The following is a 17,714-nucleotide window of genomic DNA, read 5'->3' as shown; positions in this document are numbered from 1 at the left end:
AGGGTGTGCCATCAACCGTTTTGACACACCCTTATTTGTCGTTTTATGTGTATTTTGTTTATTGTCAGCTTAATAAAACTATGGATAAAAAGTCGTATTGCATCGCTTGGTTGATGTTGTTGTTCGTCGGTTCATTACATGCACAATATCGTACTACTACCTACTGTAACCCTCTTAATCTGGACTATACTTATCCTTTTCACAATTCCCATTTGGGCAAGTCCTATCGTTCGGGTGCCGACCCTGCCGTAGTGGAGTTTCGGGGGGAGTATTATATGTTCGTTACCCGTTCCTGGGGTTATTGGCATTCCAAGGACTTGCTGAATTGGGACTTTATTACTCCCGAAAAATGGTATTTCGAAGGTTGCAATGCTCCTGCTGCCCATAATTATAAAGATTCCGTACTCTATGTTTGTGGGAATCCATCCGGAGCCATGAGCATACTGTATACCGATAATCCCAAACGGGGGGACTGGAAGGCAGTGCCATCGGTGCTCCACGACCTTCAGGATCCTGCCCTTTTCATTGATGATGATGAACGTGCTTATATGTATTGGGGGTCTTCCAACCGTTGGCCTATCCGTGGTAAGGAACTTGATATGAAGAATAAATTCCTGCCGATAGCGAAAAAGCCGGATTCACTGCTCTTTCTCCGTCCTGACATTCATGGGTGGGAACGTTTTGGCGAAAATCATACCAGTGACATCAAACCATTCATCGAGGGTGCGTGGATGACGAAACACAATGGGAAATATTATTTGCAATATGCCGCTCCGGGCACTCAGTTCAATGTGTATGGTGACGGTGTTTATGTAGGAAAATCTCCTTTGGGGCCTTTCGAGTATGCGGCTCATAATCCGTTTTGTTACAAGCCGGGAGGATTTGCTACCGGTGCCGGGCATGGAAGTACGGTTTGTGGTCCCGGAGGAATTTACTGGCATTTCGGTACGATTCATCTGTCCATTAATTATAAGTTTGAGCGTAGGCTTTGTATGTTTCCTACATTTTTTGACGAAGACGGTGCGATGTACTCCGACACTTACTTTGGCGATTATCCTCATTATTCTCCCGACCAGGTTTCGCGACAGACGACAAGCGGTGGTTTCCGGGGCTGGATGTTGCTTTCTTATGGCAAACCCGTGAAGGCTTCTTCGCAATTAGAAAGTTATCCGGTGGAAAATGTGACGGACGAGAACTTGAAAACCTTCTGGGTGGCCGAAAAAAATGACGATAAGCAATGGGTGGAGATAGACCTTGAAGAAGTGAGTGACGTGTATGCCTTGCAACTGAATTTCTTTGACTATGAGGAAACCGGATTTTGGGGACGTATGCCAAACCTCCGGCAACGCTATCTTGTAGAAGCTTCGGTGGATGGTGCCCGTTGGCGGGTATTGGTGGACTATCGCAACAGTTTCCGTGATGCCCCTCATAATTACATAGAACTGGATCAACCGATAGAAGCACGCTATATTCGTTATCGCCACCATTACGTGCCGGGCAAGAATCTGGCAATGGGGGATATTCGCGTGTTCGGTTTGGGACGTGGGAAAAAACCGGCTACGGTAAAAGGTTTTACGGTAGTGCGTGAAGCGGACGAACGTAATGCCCGCATTTCTTGGAAAGCGGTGAAGGGTGCGCAAGGCTATAATGTATTGTGGGGTGTTGCTCTTGATAAATTGTATAGTTCGTGGATGGTATATGGCGATAATTCATTAGACTTACGTGCCCTCACGGTGGGACAAAAATATTATTTTGCCATCGAATCGTTTAATGAAAATGGTATTTCGCAACGTGTCTTTCTTCGAGAGGCTCACTGATTATGTAAATTGAGTAATAATGAAACAGATAATACACTCTTTTTTGTGTGGTGGTACCGTTTGGGCAGCTTGTGCTGTATCGCAGGGAGTAAAGGCCGGTGGAACTTCTGTTTCTGCTGCAGAGGATGGCGAGGTTGTTCGTCCCAACATTGTTTGTGTGGTATGCGAAGACATCAGTCCTTGGCTACGCTGTTTTGGTGACAGTGTGGCAGTGACTCCCACTATTGACGCCCTTGCGGCAGAGGGCGTACGCTATACCAGCCTTTACGGGACAGTGGGTGTCAGTGCTCCTTCGCGTGCGGCACTCATCACGGGAATGTATCCCACACATATTAAAGCTAATTATATGCGTACGCAAGGGGGGCAGATTGCACGTCCGCCAGCAGTAACCGGTTACGATATTGTGTTGTCTGAAGGAATTAAATGCTATACTGAGCTGTTGCGTGCCGCTGGTTATTATTGTACGAACAATCCGAAGACCGACTATCAGTTTCTATCGCCTTTGACAGCTTGGGACGAATGCGGTAGGCAGGCGCATTGGCGCAATCGTCCTAAGGGAATGCCTTTTTTCGCTATATTCAATACCCTTGCTTCGCATGAGCAGAAGGTATGGGAAAGTGCAAAGGATACGCTATACGTCTCTCCCGACGATGTGGTACTGCCTCCCTATTATCCTGAGGACAGCATTGTGCGCCGCGACATAGCTGTCATGTACAGCAATATTTACCGCATGGACTGTTTTGTCCGCCAGATGATTGATGAACTGAAGGCTGCAGGCGAGTGGGATAATACTATTCTTATCTTTTATTCGGATAATGGCGGACCGCTTCCTCGGCAGAAACGTGAAATAACAGAGGTTGGTACCCATATTCCTCTCATTATCCGTTATCCGGACGGACGATTGGCCGGCAGTATTGATGATGGACTTCGCAGTGTCATTGACATTCCACCCACGATTCTTTCATTGGCGGGTATCAAGCCTCCTGCCTATATGGATGGCAAGGCATTTGCTGGGAAATATGCTTCGCCATCGCGGCGCTATGTTTTTGCCGCACGTGACCGTATGGATAAGTGCTATGACCAGCAGGGGGGCGTGCGCGATTGCCGTTATCGTTATATCTGTAATTATACTCCCAATCAGCCCGGCTATCAGCCGGTAGGATTTCGTCTGAACATGCCGATGATGCGCCGTATGCTTCAACTCCATGAAGAAGGCGCACTCGATGAGAATCAAGAAAGCTGGTTTGTCTGGCCCCGTCAGCGTGAAGAGTTCTATGATTTGGAGAAAGACCCTCATGAGATGTGCAATCTGATTAATGATTCGGCTTACCGGAAAGACATTGACCGTTTGCGGAAGGTGTATCGGCAGTGGGAAAGGAAATATTGGCAATGTCGTCCGCTGACAGAACCGGAAATAGTATAAACTATGTGGCCGGACGGTGTACAGCCGCTCGTGTCAGCTCCGCAGATTGTACAGAGGGGGGCAGGTCAAGCTGGAGTGTTCCACTCCTGGAGTCTCTTATGCCTATCAGTTGAATGGTCGGGGACGGAATGGAGAGAAACATTGGAGTCTATATGTTGAGCCGTTTGCTGTCCGTAAAGGAGACCGGGTGGCAGTGCAGGCTTTCCGGGTAGGATATAAGAAAAGTGAGATAGTAAACTTCTTGATTGAACATTAATTTTATAAAATATGAAGAATATAGTTTGTACAGCCTTGATGCTGTTGATGTCTGTGTGTATGTATGCGCAGGAGTTGTATGGAGAGTATGAAAAGAAAGTGTATGTCTCTTCGCAGGGAGATTCGTTGAAGTACCGTTTGCTGCGTCCCGAAGCAGAAAAGGCAGGGAAGAAATATCCGTTGGTGCTTTTTCTGCATGGTGCGGGCGAACGAGGAGATGATAATCAGAAGCAATTGGTGCATGGTGGGCAGATGTGGCTCAATCCGGTGAACAGAGAGGAATATCCGGCTTTTGTATTGGCTCCCCAGTGTCCTAAGGAAGATTATTGGGCTTATGTGGGTCGTCCCAAGTCGTTTGTACCTGGAGAAATGCCCGAGGTACAGGAGCCTACGCGTATATTCCGCACATTGAAGGAGTTGCTGGATACCTATTTGGCTATGCCCCAGGTGGATAAAGACCGGATTTATGTGATGGGACTTTCCATGGGCGGTATGGGGACGTTTGATTTGGCGATACGTTATCCCGAAGTTTTTGCCGCAGCCGTTCCCATCTGCGGTATTGTGAATCCGGCAAGGCTTTCTGCCGCCAAAGACGTGAAGTTCCGTATTTATCACGGAGATGCCGATAACATTGTTCCGGTAGAAGGTTCGCGTCAGGCTTACAAGGCCTTGAAGGCTGCTGGTGCCGATGTTGAGTATATCGAATTCCCCGGAGTCAATCATGGCAGCTGGACACCGGCGTTCAATGATTCTGAGTTTATGGGTTGGCTGTTTAATCAGAAGAAAAAATGATGAGGATATTGTCTGTTATCGGAGCGCTCTTTTTAGGGGGCGCTTTTTTTACTTCTTGCACCACTTCTGGTAGGGTAAGTACTTTTGTGGTCTTACCGGATACGCAGACTTATCTGGAACAATGTCCGGAGGTCTTTGATTCGCAAGTGGACTGGTTGGTTGCCAACCGTAAGAAAATAGATGCCGTGTTCCAAGTGGGAGATTTGACACAAGATAATTCTCCGGTGGAATGGGCGTATATGCAGAAAGCTTTTCATCGTATCAGCCAAGCGGGAATACCTTATTCTGTCGTGTGGGGAAATCATGATATTGGCAGTAAGCCCGGCAAGTTTTCGGACGTGCATAACACTGCAATGGCCAACAAGTATTTCCCTCTTTCTGACTATAAGCAGAAGAGTTATTGGGGAGGCAGTGCGGATGGAAAGACATTGGATAACTATTACATAAACCTTAGGTCGGGCGATACCGATTGGCTGGTCTTGAATCTGGAATTCGGGCCTTCTGATGAGGCTCTGCAATGGGCCGATTCCATAGTGGGTATTCATCCGGATAAGCTTGTCATATTGAATACACACGCCTATTTGTATTGTGACAGTACGTTGCATGACGGGAAAGACTGGTGGCGCCCTCAAGGATATGGCATCGGCAAAGAGTCTGGGCGCACAGTGAACGATGGTGCTGGAATCTGGGAGAAATTGCTTCTCAAACATCGCAATGTGATAGCTGTCTTTTGTGGGCATGTCTTGAAAAGCGGAGTCGGCACGCTGGTCTCTATAGGGAAAGAGGGAAATAAAGTGTATCAGATGCTGGCAAACTATCAGCGTGGTGTGGAAGGCAGTAGATTGGGAGGTGAGGGCTACTTACGCATTGTAACTTTTAACCGGAAGACAAGGGAGATAGATGTGAAGACCTATTCGACTTGGAATAAAGCCTACCACCCCTCCGAACATCATAACTTTAAGTTCAGAGAGGTGGACTTTGACGAATATCTGCGCTGAGACTTAAGTCCTTTCAGCGTAATCTCCGTTACTTTTTATCAGTTCTATCAGCTTTTCTACCGCCTCTTCTTCGGGAATGTTCTTTTCGATACACTCCTTCTTCTTGTAGAGGCTGATTTTGCCTCGTCCGGCGCCCACATAGCCGTAGTCGGCGTCTGCCATTTCTCCGGGGCCGTTGACAATGCATCCCATGATTCCTATCTTGAGTCCTTTCAGATGGCCGGTGGCTGCCTTGATACGGGCAATGGTACTTTCCAGGTCGTAGAGGGTGCGTCCGCAGCCGGGACAAGAGATGTATTCGGTCTTGCTGGTACGTACACGTCCGGCTTGCAGGATACCGAAAGCAGTGGCATCCACTACTTTGCCGCTTATGGTTTCTCCTTGGTTGAAGAGAAGGATACCGTCACACAGACCGTCGAAGATGAGTGCTCCCATGTCTGCCGCCGCTTTGATTTGCAGATTTTCCAATTCGCTCTCTGCGTAGTGTTCAAAGAAGACTACCGGATTCTTCAGGCCTTCCTTCATCATCTGGTGTACCAGGGCGCGTTGTTCTCCCAATCGGTTGGGATGATTGCTTTGCGAAACCAATACGACTTCCGGATGATACTTCAGGCAGGCGATGGCTTCGTCATTCAATCCCATATACGTGATGAAGAGGAATTTCAAGGAAGCGCCGCAGCTGCTTAGGAAAGGAAGCTGGTCTCCTTTAAAGGCAGGCCAGGCATTGTCCGGTTCCGTTCTGCCGTTACTGTGCTCCATCCAGACATCGGCATCGATGATGCATTGCATGCCTTCCGGAAGTTGTTCCGGGATGGAACGTCCCGTATAGATATAGTCCGGCATGAATTGCGGATTGAAGTCCATGTCCCCGTCTAAGCGTGCGGCAATGACCACGGGCAGATTGTCTCCGCCGATATTGTGTACGGCGGCAGTCTCGCGGCGGGTGGGAGAGAGATAATTGAATTCCGGCACATCTGCTCCGGGGATATAAGGATGGTCGTGGCGCTGCACGATATAGTCCACCAATTTGCGGGCTACGGGGATTTCCGCCTCCGGAGCTTCGCTCAGGGAAACCCGGATGGTGTCACCCAAGCCGTCTGCCAGCAGGGCGCCGATGCCCAAGGCCGATTTGATGCGTCCGTCTTCTCCGTCTCCGGCTTCCGTTACACCGAGATGCAGCGGGAATCGCATACCTTCCTGCTCCATGACGGCTGCCAGCAAGCGTACTGTCTTTACCATGACCACTGTATTGGATGCCTTGATGGAAATGACCACATCCGTGAAATTCTCTTGCACGCAGATGCGCAGAAACTCCATACAAGATTCCACCATGCCTTCCGGTGTATCGCCATAGCGCGACATGATGCGGTCGGATAATGAACCGTGGTTTACGCCGATGCGGATGGCAGTATGGTTCTCCTTGCAGATATTAAGGAAGGGTACAAAGCGGTCGTGTATCTTCTGCAACTCCTGGGCATACTCTTCATCGGTATACTCCAAATGTTTGAAAGTACGTGCTGCATCCACATAGTTTCCCGGATTGATGCGTACTTTTTCTACATACTGTGCTGCCACGTCAGCTACCTTCGGGTTGAAGTGAATGTCGGCGACAAGCGGCACCATATATCCGTCCTGGCGTAGGCCTATGTTGATATTCATCAGGTTTTCAGCCTCTTTGATGCCTTGGGCCGTGAGGCGTACATACTCTCCTCCGGCATCGACAATACGTTTGGCTTGCGCTACACTGGCTTCTGTGTCCTGCGTAGCGGTGTTCGTCATACTTTGTATGCGGATAGGATTGGAGCCGCCCATAGGGGTGGCTCCGATGTTTACTTCTGACGTTTCCCGTCGGGAATAGTTAAATAGATCCACGATGATATTTACAGTTAAAGGATTAAAAGATTTACGATTGGATGATTTACGATGTACGATTGAAGATACCAAGAAGTAATTTCAATCGTACATCGTAAATCATCCAATCGTAAATCAATTGGTTTTGTATTCGTACTTCACATCCTTCAAGTCCTCATTTGCCTTGACTATTTTCTTTTTCAGCCCTTCTTTGTAGGTGGCAAATGTTTCGGCCAATGAGGAATCGCCCAATGCCAGCATTTGTACGGCAAGGATGGCAGCGTTCATGGCACCATTAATGGCAACGGTGGCTACCGGTATGCCCGGAGGCATCTGGATGATGGAGTAGAGGGCATCTACGCCATCGAGTACGGCCCCTTTTACGGGAACCCCGATTACCGGCAGTGTGGTATTGGCAGCAATGACGCCGGGCAGGGCGGCAGCCATACCGGCAGCAGCGATAATCACTTTAATGCCGCGTTGACGGGCATTCTTGGCAAATTCCTCCACTGCTTCCGGTGTGCGGTGGGCAGAGAGAGCGTTCATTTCGAACGGTACATGCAGGTCATTGAGCAATTGCGCGGCTTTCTCCATAACGGGGAGGTCGGAAGTGCTACCCATGATGATGCTAACGATTGGAGACATGAATCTTTAAATTATTAAAGGGTTAATTTTATAAGGGTTAGGGATTAACGATTAGGGGTTAGGGACTGCGCTATCATTCCGTCCGGTGCTAATCGCTAACCCCTAATCCTTTCATTTCATTCGTTTATCAGCGCTTTGTAGGCTTCGGCATCCAGCAGGCTGTCGAAGTCGGCATCAGCAGCGGGTTTGATTTTGATGAGCCAGCCTTCGCCGTACGGGTCCTGGTTTACCAGTTCCGGCTGGTCGGCAAGGGCTTCGTTTTGCTCCAGAATCTCACCGGCTACGGGCAGGAAGAGGTCTGATATGGTTTTTACTACTTCGATGGTACCGAACACTTCGTCGGCAGCCAATGTTTCACCTTCGGTCGGGATGTCGACAAACACAATGTCACCCAGTTGCTCTTGTGCATAATCGGTAATACCTACATAGGCTACATCACCTTCCAGGCGAATCCATTCGTGTTCTTTGGTGTACTTTACATTAGTCGGGAAATTCATGATCATTAGTTTTTAAGGGTTGATACTATGTAAATTAAAAGTTGAAAATTAAAAATTAAACAAGGCTCTTAAAAGAGGAAGATTCGGAACAGTATGTTGCTCAGCGGGTGGAGTACCAGCAACGAGCAGATAAGCCCTACGGCAAAGCCTCCCATAACTTCGCCCAGGGTGTGGTGTCGCAGGATGATGCGGGCGGTGCCCAACACGCCAGCCACCAGTATAAAGAGGCATAGCCACCATACGGGATTGTAGCTGAACAAGGCACTGAAAGCTACCAGTCCGCCAATTACGGCTCCGGCGCCTGCCATGTGTTCGCTCAGTTTCCATTTTAAGTTGACAATGACGCAGATTATCATCACTACCAGGGCGGAGAGTATGATACCGGTCATGTACCACGGGATATTGAGCCGGTGCATCATGAGCAGGCAGAATACATAAGAAGTGATGGTCAGAATAAAGGGAATGTATCTCCTTTTTCGTTCCACCAGTTCTTCCGGACTGAAACCGTTGATTTTGCGGAAGATGAAGATAGTCAGTGTAGGCATCAGGATGGTGAAGCAATACACCACACCCAATACTATCAACTTGTACTGCAACGGCATGATGCGCAGGTACGAGAATATAAACAGAACCAGAAATGCCAGGAAAGGGATGGAGAACGGTGTGAATACCGCCGAAATCACTTTCGCTGTTCTGATTAAAGTTTTATCTGCTATAATATGCTCTTCCACAACCTAATTTTATTTACGATTTGACTATTTACAATTTACTATTTGAATGCACTAATCTTTAAACCTTAATCCCTAATCGCTCATCCTTTTCTCTCATCTTCTCAGTCTTGCCACGGGGATATTCATCTGTTGGCGATACTTTGCCACCGTGCGGCGGGCTATGGGATAGCCTTTCTCCTTCAGCAACTCGGTCAGTTCGTCATCGGTCAGAGGCTTTTTCTTGTCCTCGTTGTCAATGCACTCTTTGAGTATCTTGCGTATTTCGCGTACAGACATCTCTTCGCCGTCTTCGGTTGTGTAGCCGTCGTTGAAGAAGAATTTCAGCGGGTAGATGCCGTAGTTGGTCTGTACATACTTGCTGTTGCTCACACGGGAGATGGTCGAGATGTCCAACCCGGTGCGTTCGGCAACATCTTTCAGAATCATGGGGCGGAGTAATGACTCGTCTCCTTCGAGGAAGAAAGGACGTTGCAGGTCTATGATGGCCTGCATGGTAGTCATCAGCGTATTCTGGCGTTGCTTCACGGCATCGATGAAACCTTGTGCGGCATCCATTTTTTGTTTGAGGAACATCATGGCTTCGCGGGACTCCTTAGACTGATTGGCCCGGTTCTTGGTGTGTTCTTCCACCATCTCGGTGAAGTCGCGGCTCATGCGCAATTCCGGTACGTTGCGGTTGTTCAGTGTCACGTTGATGGTACCGTCGTCATAAGTGTCTACCAGGAAGTCGGGCACAATCTGCTGCATGTTCTTGCCGATGGCTTCGCCGAGCGAGGCACCGGGACGGGGATTCAGCTTGCAGATTTCCTTAACGGCTTGTTGCAGGGTATCTTCGCTGATACCTAATTTCTGCATAATCTTGTCCCAATGCTTGCGGGTGAACTCTTCGTAGCACTGGGTAAGAATATCTTCTTCTATATAGTATTGTGGAGGCGAGGGCATGGGCCGTTGCGCTTCCTTACGTCGAATCTGGATGAGCAGGCACTCTTGTAGGGTGCGGGCGCCCAGACCGGCGGGGTCGAAGTCTTGTATAATCTTCAATACTTCTTCCAGCTCTTCGGGAGAAGCGTCGATACCGGCGTAGATGGCGAGTTCGTCGCTGATACTGTCCAGCGATTTGCGCAGCAGGCCATCGTCGTCCAGCGAGCCGATGAGATATTCGGCCAGTTCGCGCTGGTGCGGAGTCAAGTCCTGCTCGCCGAGCTGCTGGCGCAAGGTTTCATAGAAAGAGGTGGCGTCGGAGAAAGGAATTTCTTCTGCCTGCTCCCCTTTGCTGCGGTTGTTCTCCTGCAGCTTGTAGTCGGGGATATCGTCTTCGTTCAGATAATCGCTTAAAGAATCATAGCTAGTGTCTCCACCATCTTCTGAGCCGGTTTCCGCATCGGGTGTGTCGGGGTATTCGTCGCCAGGAGTATCCTCCTTACCCTCTTCCAGTGCCGGATTTTCCAGAAGTTCGGCACGTACGCGGTCCTCTAGTTCCACGGCGGGAAGTTCCAGCAGCTTTACCACCAGAATTTGTTGCGGCGACAGCGTTTGTATCTGCTGTTGCGCTTGGGTCTGTACTTGTCGGGAGCCTTGTGCCATACTTTATAAATTACAAATTACGAATAAGGGAAATTTCTACCGCAAAAATAGTGAATAGTTCGGGAACGCGAAACCTTCTCTTATGATATTTAACAAGAAAACGGGAGCTTGGTTGCTTTTTTGTTCCTATCTTTGTTCCATAACTACTAAAAAATGGAACGTTATGTTTGCTAAAGAAACGTATGTGCAGCGCAGGGCCCGGCTGAAAAAAACGATTGGCTCCGGAGTATTACTGTTTTTGGGTAACGATGAACAAGGGTTGAACTATGAGGACAATACTTTCCGTTACCGCCAGGATTCCACTTTTCTCTATTATTTCGGTTTGTCGTTTGCCGGGTTGTCGGCTCTCATCGACATAGACGAAGATAAGGAAATCATTTTCGGTGATGAGCTGACCATCGACCATATTGTATGGATGGGTACCCAGCCCACCCTTCACGAAAAGGCTTCCGCCGTGGGCATTTCCGAAACCCGTCCTTTTGCCGACATTGTCGGTTATCTGCACAAGGCTGTACAGAAGGGACAGACCATCCATTATTTGCCCCCTTATCGTGCCGAGCATAAGTTGAAACTGATGGATTGGCTGGGTGTTCCTCCAGCACGTCAGGAAGGGTCCGTGCCGTTTATCCGTGCGGTGGTGGCACAGCGCAACTACAAGTCGACAGAAGAAATAGCAGAAATAGAAAAGGCCTGCGACGTGACTGCAGACATGCACATTACCGCAATGAAAGTGCTTCGTCCGGGCATGTACGAATACGAGGTTGTGGCCGAAATGAACCGCATCGCCGAGATGAACAACTGCGAGTTGTCTTTTGCCACGATTGCCACCGTCAATGGCCAGACTTTGCACAACCACTATCATGGAAATAAAGTAAGGCCGGGCGACCTCTTCCTGATTGATGCCGGCGCAGAGCTTCCTTCGGGTTACTGTGGCGACATGTCGTCCACCGTGCCTGCGGACAAAACTTTTACTCCACGCCAGCGTGCCGTTTACGAAATCCAGAACGCCATGCACTTAGAGTCTGTCAAAGCCCTCCGTCCGGGCATTCCTTATATGAAGGTGTACGAGCTTTCCGCCCAAGTGATGGTGGAAGGGCTGAAAGAGCTGGGCCTGATGAAGGGCAATGCCGAGGATGCCGTGCGCGAAGGAGCGCACGCCTTGTTCTATCCTCACGGGCTGGGTCACATGATGGGACTGGACGTACACGATATGGAGAACCTGGGCGAGCTTTGGGTAGGCTATGACGGCCAGCCCAAGAGTACGCAGTTCGGCCGAAAGAGCCAGCGCCTTGCCATCCCTCTGGAACCGGGCTTTGTGCATACGGTTGAGCCGGGCATTTATTTCATCCCCGAGTTGATTGATTTGTGGAGGGGAGAGAAGAAGTTTATGGACTTCATTGACTATGATAAGGTGGAAGAATACCGCAATTTCGGTGGCATCCGCAATGAGGAGGATTATCTGATTACCGAAACGGGAGCGCGCCGCTTGGGCAAGAAAATTCCACTGACACCGGAAGAGGTGGAGGCATTGCGCTGAATCCATTAAGATATAGAATGATAAAGCCTGCTGCATCTTGTGTGAGAATGCGGCAGGCTTTGTGGAAAGTTCATAGACCGAAAAGTTTTAATTATACTTCAAACTTTTGCTGATGTATCATTTTAAATACTTGTCTATTGTTGTTGTCACTTGTTTGTCACTTGGTCTCGGAGCATTCATTTCAACAATATTGCCCTGTTTGTCGAAAATGATGTATCGGGGAATTAATTCCAGTTTTAGCTTTTCCAGCATTTTGCTGTTCTTTGGATTTGTGATGAAGAAATTGTCGGGTACTTCTGATAAGCCCTCCTGCTCTACCGCCATTTTCCAACTGCTTTCCTGGTCCTTGAAGGCGAGATAGACGAATACCACATCTTTTCCCTTGTACAGTTCTCTCAGCTTTGCCGAGGGAGGCATCTCTTCCCGGCAGGGCACACACCAGCTTGCCCAAAAGTCCACATAAATGACCTTTCCCCTGTTCTTCTCCAGCAGTCTGTTCAGGTTAGTGGACTTTCCGTGAATGTCCTTCAGCAATAGCTGGCCGGCATCGGCAGACAAGTTGTATTGGTCTCTTATCCTGTCGGACAGCAGTGTGTCTTGGGTGATGTGGATATATTTGTCAAGATAGCTGTTTGCGTCTTGTGCCGAAAAGTTCTCACCGATTTCTTTGATGCAGCGTTCAAGCAGGGCTTGCTTGGATTTTGGCTGGAACGGTTTCGCAGATAGCTCATCGAAGGTTTGACGCCAGTCCTTGCTTCCTCCCTGGGATTTGCGTATCGTCGGGATATGCTGGTTGAAGAACCAAAGGTAATAGTCCAGAAATTCACGGTAGGAGGGATAACGGATGTATTTGTCAGCTATTTCGGGCTCCATCTGGCGGTAGAAGGCGGTGTCTTCATTCAGCATTCGCCGGGATTCATAGTCTTTCAGCTTGAGCAGGCATTGATAACGGTCGTGTATCTCGCTTGAGATAAGCTGCTGTTCTTTAAAGGAATCGATGGTGTCTGTATAGTTTTTCTTGTAACTGTCGAACATGGATTGTAATGAATCCAAAGGGCAGTAATCCATTAGTAATGAAGTCCAGTTATTTGCCCGTATTATATCAATCGATTTGGCAATCCGCACCCAGTCACCCCCAAGACAAGTCTTTGCTTCCAGTCCTGCATGGGTCTTCCCTTTGCGCAACTCATGGTTCATGTTATAGATTCTGCTATATCCGGGATGATGCTTGCTGCTTAAAATGGGGTAGCCAAGGCTATCCATGGAAATAATAACGGTATCTCCTTGCATTAATGGGTAGTAGTTGAACTCAAAATCTCCATAGTTCAGGCCCAACTCCTTGAAGTATTCAGTGGAATAGATGGTCAGGGTATCGGAATCTTTGTTGGGCATGTATTCCACAAGAGTTCCTATGCTGTCGGTATAGAGGACTTTAGGCATCGGCATGTGTCCCATTCCTCCCGGTGTCTTGTATGGTTTAGGATGATAATGGTCGAAACATACTATAATGTTCTTCTCGCATTTTTCATTGACGGCTTGCTGCTGGCAGGATGAAATGCTTATTGCCAGAAAAAGGATGATACATAAATACTTCATAAGTACAAGATTTTAATTTATGATGGTATTGAATAAGGAGCGGGAGGGGGGATGGTTGTACCTGTTATTCCAAAGAATACGGTTGAAGCGGTAAGATACAAGACTTGTTTCATGCTTTTTGCTTTTGGGCTTATGGCAAAGTTAGCCAATTTTTATCTATTGCGCAATAAAGCATGTCTCATTTTTGAGGTGAATTGTCTCATTTTGCATGATACATGTCTCATGTATCGGAAGGAGTGCTGTTTATCATGCTTTTTAGCCGTTTTGTAACTTGTCGTTTCAGTGCAGGCTGCCAATGGCACGGTCGGTATGGATGTAAAGGCTATGGTTTCGTTGTGCTCCGCATGCGTGTTTCTTCCGAGAAACCTTTTGATTTGCCAATGCTCCACTACAGTGAACAAGTCGGCTCACTAAGGTGAACAAGACAGACCACTACAGTGAGCTGAACAGACCACTATAGTGAGCCGTTGTCAATACACTGTGTCTGGCACAAGAAATGTATATGCTTTTCTTAATAAAAGACGGGGGAGAGGCGGACGAAAGCCCGTGCGTACTGAGGGGGAGTGGCAGCAAGTAACCGGGTAACTGAAAAGAGTGAGGGCAAATTTTGCCCTCACTCTTTTTATTTGCTCTCACTCGCCGCTGCAATGCCGATGAGCAGGGCATTTCAGAAAAGCGGTGAGGGCAGTGAGGGCAGGTTTGATAACTTCTTGTTTCTTTCTCGCTTGCTGCTGAATTCCACTCTATTCTGTACCAACCTGCCGTTAAGCATGCAGTTCTAGTACAAACCGTGCCCCCTTGCTGTAGCCGGTATCCAGTGTCAGGCTGCCGTTCATCTTGGTGGCTATCAGTGAGCAGATGGGAAGCCCCAAGCCGTCGCCCAGTGTCAAGTCCTTCACTTCGGTGAAGGGCTTGAAGATGTTTTCGCGTTGCTCTTCGGGAACACCGCAACCGGTGTCGCTGACGATGAACTGATGCGTGTGTGCACCGCGTTTCTTGAAGTCGAGCCATATCTTGCCTCCGGCGGGAGTGTATTCGGCGGCGTTCTCTAAAAGGTGCAGCAGTATGCGTTCCAGTTGCTCCGGATTGATTTTTACATTCAGCTTTGGAGCATTGACGGCCAGGGAAACGTCTTCCCGGGTTTTTCCCTTAATCTTGTCCATGATAGCCTCGCAGAAGGCGGAGATGTTCTTCTCTTGCATTTCGTAAGGTTCGGACAAGGTGTTCTCCAATTCGGACAGTTCCTGGATGTGGTTGGAGAATGTATGCAGGGCCTTTACTCCCGGCAGCGAAGCGTCGAGCGTGTCCAGTGTCGGTTCCATCTGGGCGGAGATGTTTTGGATGAATTTTGTTTTCAGTTCGTTGTGCTCGTTGGCGATACCGATGGCTTTCTTCTGCTTGCGGGTAAGGACGATGAAGCGCAACAATACGATAGCACCGAATATCAGGACTGCGGCAAGGATGGCAGCCAGTACGCAGAGTCCGATGATGATGTATTGCTTGGCGCTCAAGGAGTCGTCCTTCTCCTGGATGGTGGCCAGGCTTTCATCGTACTTCTTCTTCAGGACGTTCAGTTCGTCCTGTGCGGTAAGCGCTTTCACGGAGTCGGTCCAGAGGATATACTTGTCGTATGTACGAGCCACCAGTCCGGCATTGTTTGCCTTGCGGGCAATGCTGATGAGAGTCTTGTAGCATTCGTCTACCTTGGCGTAGTTCTTCTGTTCCTTATATTGCCCTATCAGGCGGTTGGTGGCGGCATCACCTTGCGCATTCATACCGAAGGTGTAGTAATAGTTGGCCTGCGTATAAAGCAGGTCGTTGCTCAGAGAGTCGTTGTGAGAGGCTTTGGCGGTCTCTTCCAGTTTGGTCAGCTGTTCCTTGGCGCGTGCGGGATTTTTCAGGTTGATGTACATCTGCAGGCGTTCCTTGTTGATGCGGAAACGTAGGTTGGGCATGGCCTTGCCCGTTTTCTGTTCGCCGGTTGCCACCACTTGCTCGGCACCGCGCAGCAGTTCAAAAGCTTCTTTATAGTAATTCTCCCGATGGTAGAGGGCGCTGGCATTGACGCCGCATTCCACTGCCTGGGCATACTTGTCTTGCGTGGCAAAGGCATTGTAGGCTTGCAGGAATAGATAGCGGGCTTTGATATATTCTTTTTTCGTAAGATTTTCTTGTGCTTGTTTCATCAATTCGTCTGCACGGTTTTGCGCATGGAGTTGAGTAAAGATGCAGAAAGTCGCTAAGAGAAGTATCGAAATAATTTTTTTCATGTGTACGTTTGTTTTATTTGCTCACAAAGTTAGAATAAAAACTTAGTATTTGAAGCTACTGCCTCCTAAAAATTCTCTCAATAAGGATGTCGGTGGAATTTCTTTGTCCTGCACGGGGGTGAAATATTTGATGAATTTCAGCAACCGGTAGGCTTCTGCGTATTCCGGACAGTTCCGTGGAACACTGGTAAGGATGGGCTCTGCGTGGCAGCGGAGCACGGCAAATTCGAACAAGAGGGCGGAGTTGAACATGACATCGGCATTTTCCTGGTAGGGGAATATCCATTTGTCCTCGCCGGCACGTACACTGGGCCAGCGTGAAATGGTCTCTTGTGCCGAGTAGCCGCGGTAGTTGAAGTCGCGGATGATGCGGCGCAGCAGGCGGTTGTCCGTGGTGGGAATCCAGTTGTGGTCGTCCAGCGAGATGGTGGTCAGGGCGGATACATAAATCTTGTATTTGCTGGCGGCGGGAATCTGTGGTGTCAGTTCAGGGTTCAGGGCATGGATTCCTTCCAGGATGAGGATGGTATGCTCGTCGATGCGCAGCTTGTCTCCCTTGTACTCTTTCTTCCCGAGGTTGAAGTTGAAGCGGGGCAGCTCCACTTCTTCGCCACGGAGCAATGCTTGTAATTGGGTGTTGAAGAGCTCAAGGTCGAGGGCATAGAGCGATTCGTAATCGTAATTGCCGTTCTCATCGCGCGGGGTGTCTTCACGGTCTACGAAGTAGTTGTCCAGCGAGATGGGGTAAGGACGCAGGCCGTTGGTCATCAGCTGCACGCTGAGGCGTTTGCTGAAAGTGGTTTTTCCGGAAGACGAGGGGCCGGAGATGAGCACGAGCTTCACCCGGTTTCCGTTTTCGCCGCGGTGGTAGATGTCATCGGCAATCTGGGCTATCTTTTTTTCCTGCAGGGCTTCGGCTACGTTGATGAGGTCGGTGGCATGGCCTTCCTCGCAAGCCATGTTGAAGTCGCCTACGTTGCCCAGTCCCATAATGTAATTCCAGCGCAGGTGTTCCTTGAATACGTCGAGCATTTTCTCTTGTTTCACCACTTCTTCCAGTACATTTGGGTTTGCCCGGTTGGGGATGCGTAGCAGCAGGCCGTCGTAATACTTCACGATATCGAACAGCCAGATGTATCCGGTACTGGGCAACAGGTTGCCGTAGTAGTAGTCTACGGTGTCGCCCAGTGTGTAGTAATAGGTATATAGCGAGCCGGAAGTTTCCAGCAGCTTCACTTTGTCGTTCATGCCCCGTTCGTTGAAGATGCGTACAGCCTCGGTGGTGTGGCATTCTACACGGTGGTAGGGGATGTTCTCGGCAATGATTTCCTGCATCCGCTTCTTGATGGCTGCCACATCTTCCAGCTCTATGGGGCGGCCGATGCGCAGGTTGCAGAAGTAACCTTTGGATACCGGATGCTCTACGAACAGTTTTCCTTCCGGAAACAGCTCGCTGACAGCTTTGTAAAGAATGAAGCAGAGGGAACGGACATAGGTGCGCATACCTGAGGAGTCGCGTATGTCGAGAAATTCTACATCCTTATTGTTGTATACACGGAAATTCAGCCCTTCGGAACGGTTGTTGACCTTTGCACTGACTACCTGATAGGGGAAATTTAGATTAAAACCGTAATAAATATCCAAAAGTGAGCTCCCTATAGGGAATTCTTTAGAAATATTATTATTTTTGCAACAAATTTGTAACATGTGTTTCATGA

At 48.8% G+C, this 17,714-nt stretch carries 14 protein-coding genes; 6 read left to right on the top strand and 8 right to left on the bottom strand.

Annotated features, from left to right (window positions below):
• Positions 1 to 80: 80 nt before the first annotated feature.
• From ACESTD_RS03135 to ACESTD_RS03115, 5 genes are read left to right on the top strand one after another with little or no spacing between them, the layout of a single operon-like run.
• Positions 81 to 1,817, top strand: a complete 1,737-nt coding sequence (locus ACESTD_RS03135) for a family 43 glycosylhydrolase (protein ID WP_057281412.1) — start codon at positions 81 to 83, stop codon at positions 1,815 to 1,817.
• Between the two features lie 19 nt (positions 1,818 to 1,836).
• Positions 1,837 to 3,240 (top strand): sulfatase, encoded by a 1,404-nt coding sequence (locus ACESTD_RS03130; protein ID WP_243634935.1) that lies wholly within the window; start codon positions 1,837 to 1,839, stop codon positions 3,238 to 3,240.
• A 16-nt stretch (positions 3,241 to 3,256) separates the two neighbouring features.
• Positions 3,257 to 3,496: a hypothetical protein gene (locus tag ACESTD_RS03125; RefSeq protein ID WP_229095737.1), complete on the top strand. Its 240-nt coding sequence runs from the start codon at positions 3,257 to 3,259 to the stop codon at positions 3,494 to 3,496.
• Between the two features lie 47 nt (positions 3,497 to 3,543).
• A complete protein-coding gene (locus ACESTD_RS03120; protein ID WP_369738710.1) occupies positions 3,544 to 4,287 on the top strand; it encodes a prolyl oligopeptidase family serine peptidase in 744 nt (247 codons plus the stop codon).
• Positions 4,284 to 5,285 (top strand): metallophosphoesterase, encoded by a 1,002-nt coding sequence (locus ACESTD_RS03115; protein ID WP_057256697.1) that lies wholly within the window; start codon positions 4,284 to 4,286, stop codon positions 5,283 to 5,285. The genes ACESTD_RS03120 and ACESTD_RS03115 overlap by 4 nt, the downstream gene beginning before the upstream one ends.
• Before the next feature lie 3 nt (positions 5,286 to 5,288).
• On the opposite strand, the gene ACESTD_RS03110 is transcribed toward ACESTD_RS03115, so the two are convergent.
• The 5 genes from ACESTD_RS03110 to rpoN form a co-directional block, all read right to left on the bottom strand.
• A complete protein-coding gene (locus ACESTD_RS03110; protein WP_120128545.1) occupies positions 5,289 to 7,157 on the bottom strand; it encodes a 4-hydroxy-3-methylbut-2-en-1-yl diphosphate synthase in 1,869 nt (622 codons plus the stop codon).
• A 114-nt stretch (positions 7,158 to 7,271) separates the two neighbouring features.
• Positions 7,272 to 7,781 carry a 5-(carboxyamino)imidazole ribonucleotide mutase gene (gene purE, locus ACESTD_RS03105; RefSeq protein ID WP_057256695.1) on the bottom strand — a complete coding sequence of 170 codons (510 nt, stop codon included), beginning with the start codon at positions 7,779 to 7,781 and terminating at the stop codon, positions 7,272 to 7,274.
• Positions 7,782 to 7,897: 116 nt separating this feature from the next.
• Positions 7,898 to 8,278, bottom strand: coding sequence for a glycine cleavage system protein GcvH (gcvH, locus tag ACESTD_RS03100; protein WP_022402164.1), 381 nt, complete (start codon positions 8,276 to 8,278; stop codon positions 7,898 to 7,900).
• Between the two features lie 68 nt (positions 8,279 to 8,346).
• Complete coding sequence (locus ACESTD_RS03095) at positions 8,347 to 9,009, bottom strand: membrane protein (protein WP_005830565.1); 663 nt, start codon at positions 9,007 to 9,009, stop codon at positions 8,347 to 8,349.
• A 93-nt stretch (positions 9,010 to 9,102) separates the two neighbouring features.
• Positions 9,103 to 10,593, bottom strand: a complete 1,491-nt coding sequence (rpoN, locus tag ACESTD_RS03090) for an RNA polymerase factor sigma-54 (RefSeq protein ID WP_005830563.1) — start codon at positions 10,591 to 10,593, stop codon at positions 9,103 to 9,105.
• A gap of 163 nt (positions 10,594 to 10,756) precedes the next feature.
• Here rpoN and ACESTD_RS03085 point away from each other — a divergent pair, with 163 nt between their 5' ends.
• Entirely contained in the window at positions 10,757 to 12,130 is a 1,374-nt protein-coding gene (locus ACESTD_RS03085; protein ID WP_373158655.1) for an aminopeptidase P family protein, read from the top strand.
• 117 nt (positions 12,131 to 12,247) lie between these two features.
• Here the strand turns inward: ACESTD_RS03085 and ACESTD_RS03080 are convergent, their stop codons facing one another.
• The 3 genes from ACESTD_RS03080 to ACESTD_RS03070 all read right to left on the bottom strand — a co-directional run bounded on the left by ACESTD_RS03080 (position 12,248) and on the right by ACESTD_RS03070 (position 17,712).
• Entirely contained in the window at positions 12,248 to 13,726 is a 1,479-nt protein-coding gene (locus ACESTD_RS03080) for a TlpA family protein disulfide reductase (RefSeq protein ID WP_373158656.1), read from the bottom strand.
• A 764-nt stretch (positions 13,727 to 14,490) separates the two neighbouring features.
• Positions 14,491 to 15,996 carry a HAMP domain-containing sensor histidine kinase gene (locus ACESTD_RS03075; RefSeq protein WP_009037676.1) on the bottom strand — a complete coding sequence of 502 codons (1,506 nt, stop codon included), beginning with the start codon at positions 15,994 to 15,996 and terminating at the stop codon, positions 14,491 to 14,493.
• A 42-nt stretch (positions 15,997 to 16,038) separates the two neighbouring features.
• A complete protein-coding gene (locus ACESTD_RS03070; protein ID WP_373158657.1) occupies positions 16,039 to 17,712 on the bottom strand; it encodes a nucleoside kinase in 1,674 nt (557 codons plus the stop codon).
• Positions 17,713 to 17,714: the final 2 nt, after the last annotated feature.

It is taken from the genome of Bacteroides sp. AR20, from assembly GCF_964250605.1.
Classification (GTDB): domain Bacteria; phylum Bacteroidota; class Bacteroidia; order Bacteroidales; family Bacteroidaceae; genus Bacteroides; species Bacteroides uniformis.
The sequence above is the reverse complement of the archived record's forward strand: the minus strand, read 5'-3'. Positions and strand labels throughout refer to the sequence as shown.

What these genes read in the sequence shown, in the direction of transcription:
- ACESTD_RS03135 (WP_057281412.1), top strand. Translation starts at nt 81, where the DNA reads ATGGATAAAAAGTCGTATTGCATCGCTTGGTTGATGTTGTTGTTCGTC.
- ACESTD_RS03130 (WP_243634935.1), top strand. Translation starts at nt 1,837, where the DNA reads ATGAAACAGATAATACACTCTTTTTTGTGTGGTGGTACCGTTTGGGCA.
- ACESTD_RS03120 (WP_369738710.1), top strand. Translation starts at nt 3,544, where the DNA reads ATGTCTGTGTGTATGTATGCGCAGGAGTTGTATGGAGAGTATGAAAAG.
- ACESTD_RS03115 (WP_057256697.1), top strand. Translation starts at nt 4,284, where the DNA reads ATGATGAGGATATTGTCTGTTATCGGAGCGCTCTTTTTAGGGGGCGCT.
- purE (WP_057256695.1), bottom strand. Translation starts at nt 7,781, where the DNA reads ATGTCTCCAATCGTTAGCATCATCATGGGTAGCACTTCCGACCTCCCC.
- gcvH (WP_022402164.1), bottom strand. Translation starts at nt 8,278, where the DNA reads ATGAATTTCCCGACTAATGTAAAGTACACCAAAGAACACGAATGGATT.
- rpoN (WP_005830563.1), bottom strand. Translation starts at nt 10,593, where the DNA reads ATGGCACAAGGCTCCCGACAAGTACAGACCCAAGCGCAACAGCAGATA.
- ACESTD_RS03085 (WP_373158655.1), top strand. Translation starts at nt 10,757, where the DNA reads ATGTTTGCTAAAGAAACGTATGTGCAGCGCAGGGCCCGGCTGAAAAAA.
- ACESTD_RS03080 (WP_373158656.1), bottom strand. Translation starts at nt 13,726, where the DNA reads ATGAAGTATTTATGTATCATCCTTTTTCTGGCAATAAGCATTTCATCC.
- ACESTD_RS03075 (WP_009037676.1), bottom strand. Translation starts at nt 15,996, where the DNA reads ATGAAAAAAATTATTTCGATACTTCTCTTAGCGACTTTCTGCATCTTT.
- ACESTD_RS03070 (WP_373158657.1), bottom strand. Translation starts at nt 17,712, where the DNA reads ATGAAACACATGTTACAAATTTGTTGCAAAAATAATAATATTTCTAAA.